This window comes from Paenibacillus cucumis (ex Kampfer et al. 2016) (assembly GCF_019748695.1).
Classification (GTDB): Bacteria; Bacillota; Bacilli; order Paenibacillales; family Paenibacillaceae; genus Paenibacillus; species Paenibacillus polysaccharolyticus.
Window position 1 is genome coordinate 1 of the sequence record NZ_JACLIC010000065.1, and the last position, 6,513, is coordinate 6,513.

The following is a 6,513-nucleotide window of genomic DNA, read 5'->3' on the forward strand; positions in this document are numbered from 1 at the left end:
TCCGTTGCTGCGAAGAAGTGAGGGGATACGTTAAGAGTTCTTCTGTTTTGGGGATAGAAACATATTCAGTATTGTCAACTGTACGAATATGGTTCGCTAAACTTTCAATTGTAGTGTATTTAAAAATGTCACTTAACACTATATCGATATTTAATTTTTTTGAAAGTGATGATTTTAATAAAATAGCTTTCAAAGAATTTCCACCCATTGAAAAGAAATTATCATAAACACTTATATTTTCAACGTGTAGCACTTTTCTCCAGATAGAAGCAAGTTCGTGCTCTAATACATCGCGCGGTTGTATCACCTTTGAATCAACATTGTGGAAAAAGGTAGGCCCAGGCAAAGCTTCTTTGTCAACCTTTCCATTTCTGAGTAACGGTATTTTATCCAATGCAATATAATGTGTGGGCACCATATACCCTGGCAAAAACTGACTAAGTCTATTTTGGATATTGGAAGCCAAGACATCACCATCACTAGGAACAAAGTATACACAAAGATCATTTTCCCCTAACAACCCTTTAACTACAGTTACATAAGAATTCTTAACAAAGGGCATTTGACGCATGTGTGCCTGAATTTCTTGAAGTTCGATACGGTATCCGCGAACCTTCACCTGATCATCGGATCTACCAATATACTGAATGGAACCATCCGAAAGCCACTTAACTATATCACCCGATTTATACAACCGATCTCCTGGCTGAAAAGGGCTATCAATAAATTTCTCTGTTGTCATTTGCGAATTATTTAAATACCCTCTGGCAACACCTGATCCTCCAATTAATAATTCCCCTGAAACTCCAACAGGTACAATCTTCATATTTTCGTCAACCACATATAGCTTTCGGTTAGGTAGCGGCTTGCCCACTGGAACAATACCGCTCACTTGATCACTTAGAATTTGATTGCGTACTATCCGATGTTTAGTTGCGTTTACAGTCGTCTCCGTTGGGCCGTACACATTGTAGATAACTGTTTCTTCCATAAGATTCTCCATAAATTGTCTTATGGTTCCTGCATATAAGGGTTCTCCGCCAATAAATAAAGTCTCTACCTGCAATTTTTCCGAAAGATTACTTTCAAGAAAAAGATTAACTAAGGAAGGAGTCATATCCATGACTTGAATCTGATTATTTCTTACGAAACTCGTCAAACTATCCGGATCACTGCGTATTTCCTCAGGAACTATATATAACGTATGCCCTCCTAGGATTGCCCCAAAAATCGATTTTATAGAGCCATCAAAATAGTAAGGGGCAATCTGAGCGAACCGTAACGAATCTTTGGACCACTCTGGTATGTCGCTGTAGAACGAATAAATATAGTCAACGACATTCCTATGCTCGACAATAACTCCTTTAGGTGTGCCCGTAGTCCCGGAAGTATAAAGAATATATGCCATCTCATGAGAATCGACAGAGCTATGATCCAATTCAGGAGATAACACTCCATCTTCTCCTACAATTTCATCTAAAACTATCAAATCAACATCAGACGTAAAGCTACTCGCAAACTTTTCTTGAATAAGTAACACTTCTGCTCCACTGTCTTCTAGCACGAAACGAATACGTTCAGCCGGCCAGTCAGGATCAAGCGGAAGGTAAGCCGCTCCTGCCTTTAACGAACCTAACATGGAAATAACCATTGCCAAAGAACGTTCAACCATTATCGCAACAACGGAGCCTGTATTTATCTCCTTTGCCTTAAGAATTCTTGCTACATTGTTCGCCCTCTGATTGAGTTGAGCATATGTGACATTAGCCTGATCATAGATGACTGCCACTTGATCCGGTATAAGCGCAGCTTGCTGTTCAAAAACTTGATGGATAGAATATTCCTTTAATTTAATACTCTCACTGTTAAATCCTAGAAGTATCTGCTGATGCTCAATTTCTGACATAACTTGAATATCTGAAATGCGCATATCTTTTTTAACCACGATTTCTCCATAGACATTTACTAAGTGAGATATGATCTGATTTATGGTATGTGGAGTGAACAAATCTGTACAATATTCTAAAACAAATTGGATAGTTCCTCTGCTCTCCGTAGCTGAAATATTCAAATCAAACTTTGAGGTTTTGTTGAATAAGACTTCAGGAATGATTGTGACATCACCCATATCTTTATTCTCCACATGTAAGTTTTGCATGGTAAACATAACATCAAACAATGGATTACGACTGTTATCACGTTCTAATTTCAAATCAGCAACCAGTTCATCAAATGGATAGGATTGATTTTGTAATGCTCCTAAGACCACTTCCTGAATTTCGTGAAGAAAATGAGAAATAAGCTTATCCGTACTTGGCTTTCCTCTTAATGGCAAAGTATTTACAAACATACCAACCATATTTTCCGTATCCGGATGATATCTGCCAGATACTGCCGAACCAATAACAATATCCTCTTGATGTGTATATTTTTGCAAAACAATATAAAGTCCGGATAACAAGATCATAAATAGAGTCATTTTAGATTCTGTTGCAAGATGCAATAAATTCTCTGATAATTTAGCATCAAGTGAAAAAACTATACGCTCTCCATTTTGCTTTCTTGGAGTTGTACGAGGAAAATCTGTTGTTAATTCTAAAACGGGTGCTGTTTCAGAGAAAACTTTGAGCCAGTATGACTTGTTGTTGTTGTACCTCTCTTTCAATTGCTCATTTTTTTGCCAAACAGCAAAATCAGGATAGGATAGAACTGGCGGAAGAAGAGTCTGCCCTTCGTACAATGCAATAAATTCTTGTATAAGGATCCCCATTGATGTGCCATCAGCAATAATATGATGGAGATCAATTAATATAATGTGGTGAATTGAAGAAATTTCGACTAAACTCACTCTAAATAAAGGTTCCTCGAAAATATTAAAGGGTCTGACAAATTGGTTTATGATTGGTTGGATCTCTTTTGAGGCTGCTTTAAAACAATTTATCTCGATATCAAATTTGTGCAATAATTGAACTGGTTCTCCTTCAACTATTCCGAATCGCGTATGCAAAATTTTATGCCGATCGACTAATCGTTGGATCGCCTCTTGGAATCTTGCTTTATCCCAGTTTCCTTTAACATGTGCTACCAACGGTATATTATAGCTAATACTTTTTTCATCAAGTTGATTCAATATAAACATTCGTTGTTGCATAAGTGATAAAGGATAGCAGTTCGCATCATTTGTCGGTAATATGGCAGTATGATGATCTTCAGTTCCACGGACATGAGTTTTCTCTTCTATTGCCTGGAGATAATCGACCATTATAGGATGGGACAACAGTGTAACCGGTTCTATTTTAAGCGAAAGTTTCTTATTAATCTGGTTCGTAATTTTCATAGCTAAGATTGAATCTCCACCCAGATCAAAGAAGTTATCCTGTTCGCGGATCGTATTATATCCAAGCACATTTTTCCATATACACACAATCATTTGTTGTAAGGTCTCATCACCATCAGTCGGCTCAATTTCATCTACAGGCAGTTCAGCATTTTTTATATATTTAGACAGAGCTGGAGCATTCACCTTTGGTTTGACCCAGCATCTTGTTCTTTTAAAGGGATAGACAGGAATGGAGATCTTCCTCGTTTCTTGTGGTGCATAAAACAACTCCCAGTCTGCTGACTTTCCAGCTAAAAAATCCCTAGTGACAGGCGGGAGCTCAGTATCAAATTCACTATGATTGGGATAATAAATGCCTTTCACCGCTTGTTTAACATTGGATCCTGAGAGTACTGCATTTAATTGATCACAAAGCTCTTTAATATTTCTGAATGAAAACAAAACCCGGAGTATCTCTTGCCCCCTCCCCGTATTAGCTGTATAGCAAAAATTAGCCAAGTCAACCTGACCGCGCTTTAAGAACGTATCATAAGACTGGAAAATATTACTCAGATCTTCTTCATCTTTCGCAGAAATTCCTAAGTAGAAGGGAACATCCTGTCGAGATAAGCTCAGAGATGTCTCTTGCTCTTGATACTCCTCTAAAACGACATGAACATTGGTACCGCTCACTCCAAAACTGCTGACTCCACATCTACGGGGGCCATCAACCTCCCAATCAGTCAGATTTGTATTTACATATACTGAGGAATTCATAAAATTTATGTTCCTATTAGGCTTAGAAAAATTCAAAGACGGCGGAAGCTTTTTATTTTTCATAGCCAAAACCGATTTAATGAGCCCTGCCAGTCCGGCTGCAGCACCTAAATGACCGATATTTGATTTCACTGATCCAACACCACAGTGTTGCTTAAGTGTTATGTAATTATGAAAAGCTTTTGTGATTCCTTCAATTTCAATTGGGTCGCCAAGCTTTGTTGCAGAGCCATGTGCCTCAATATAAGAAATTGAGTCAGGTCGAACTCCAGCGTTCTCCCAAGCCTTCATAATTACTTCAGCCTGAGCAACTGGACTCGGGGCTGAAAGCCCGATTGACTTCCCATCCTGATTCCATGCGCTTCCTTTAATGACGGAATGAATGTTATCCTTATCCCGAATTGCACGATGAAGGGGCTTTAACATAATAGCTCCAACGCCTTCTCCACCACCGGGACCTTCCGCTAGATCATCAAATGATCTCGTTTGTCCATCGGTTGACTCGATCCCAATTCCTTCCTCACCTTCAAGATGAAGAGGGAATAAATTCAAAGCAACACCTCCTACAATCGCCTGCTCACATTCTCCCGCTCGAAGTCCCTGACAAGCAAGATGAAGCGCGGCCAATGATGAAGAACAAGCCGTATCCACCATAATACTAGGTCCCTTAAGATTCATTAGATATGCTATTCTGCTTGCAATAACAGAAGAAACGTTCCCAACAAAGGACAAATATCCTGACTCAGGCGACATTTCAGAAACAAAGCGACTATAAGTAACATTAGACGGACTGTAACCCACATACACTCCTGTATTGGAATTCGAAAGCTTTGTGCCCCCATACCCCGCATCTTCTATAGCATGCCACGCTGTCTCCACAAAGAGCCTTTGATGAGGATCCATCAAATCAGCTTCATTAGGGGAAATGTTAAAGAATCCATAATCAAATTTATCAATATCCTCCAAGTAGTTCATTCGATCAAACTCTAAATCCATCGTTCTTAAAGCGGGATGGTAAGCAATTAATTGTTTTAAGTCTTCTTTGCGATCATGTGAAACAGTGGTAACCGCATCTTTACCCTCTGATATATTTCTCCAGAAAGTATGAACATCAGGAGCCTGAGGAAATTTAATAGACATCCCAATAATCGCAATATCGGGACTAGAAACAATATCAATTTGGTCTACTTCATTTTCTAATTGGTCGAAATTAACGCTTTTAAAATCAAACATCCGACCATCCCTCCTTCATAATTGACATGTAGCATATTTGCTCGCATGAAATTCGTATAAGAATTCCATGCGAGCGCATAAATAAGACCCTGACTTTTCAAAATTCATTAAAAAATATCCTGACCATAACTAAGGATTCTCGAGACTCCTAATCCATTAATTCTTAACCTGCATTTGCCTTGATAAAAGTTGCACCAGTCCTATGAACTTTTTGAAAAAAGCCTCTGCATAGCGAGTTTTGAATTTTGCTGAACGATTCTCAAAAATAAACTCGATTGGCTGAGTCACGGAACTCTCATTTACTTCAATAAAAAAATCGTATAATTCACTTTTCATATTCTTCGGGCTTGAATCTCTGGAAAAAATCGCTGATATTAATCCACTCTCAGATTTATGATCAACTTTGATATCTTCAAGCTGATAAATATTATCAACTTTCGCCAATTCTACTTTCAATTGATCAGCTAAGTCAGAGAATTCATCTCCATCTGAGAAATGAAACTGGAGTTCCTTTCCCTTCGCCTCGTCTGTTACCGTCTGAACGAATATTGGTTGACTCTGAGAAATACTGTTTAATGTTATGGCAAACAGAATCTGTAAAAGGGCCAAAGAAGTTAATTTTTCTGTATTAGCGTAACTTACCAGCGATTTTGTTAAATCTGCGGATAATGTATATTTCCATACGCTAGATTCAGCATTATGTCGGGAACCCTCAATATAATCAACAGGTACCACGGTTGATTGTAGCTTTAATTTTTGCCCGCCTTGCGAAACATTTTTTAAATAAAAAGATAGAGTATAGATGTCTGGATATTGAAAAAGATCAATGACCTTTAATCGATTGGGATAAATCTTTTCAATTTCAGCATATAAGCTTAACAGTGATAGAGAATTCCCTCCTAAGTCAAAAAAGTTGTCGTTGATTCCAATTTCATCGATGTTCAAAACGGATTTCCAAATCTTAGACAAATAAAATTCTACAGTACCTACTAGGAAATCAGTATGAACGTTTTCGCTAAGCCTTTGCGGGATCGGAAGTGCGCTACGATCAATCTTGCCACTGGATGTCCGGGGGAGCGCCTGCAATCTCATCACCTGGCTCGGTACCATGAAGTCTGGCAATTTCACGCGCAAGTGCCTCCGTACCTCGGCTTCCTCCACCTCTTTGCTCGATACGTAGTAGC

The 6,513-nt window shown here is 38.6% G+C and carries 2 protein-coding genes; both read right to left on the reverse strand.

Going from position 1 to position 6,513, the window contains the following annotated elements; translation table 11 throughout:
- The coding region (locus H7T88_RS28435; protein ID WP_221791730.1) for a non-ribosomal peptide synthetase at window positions 1-5,329 on the reverse strand (5,329 nt) is incomplete at its 3' end.
- Window positions 5,330-5,485: 156 nt separating this feature from the next.
- Window positions 5,486-6,421 carry a phosphopantetheine-binding protein gene (locus H7T88_RS28440; RefSeq protein ID WP_337250460.1) on the reverse strand — a complete coding sequence of 312 codons (936 nt, stop codon included), beginning with the start codon at window positions 6,419-6,421 and terminating at the stop codon, window positions 5,486-5,488.
- Window positions 6,422-6,513: the final 92 nt, after the last annotated feature.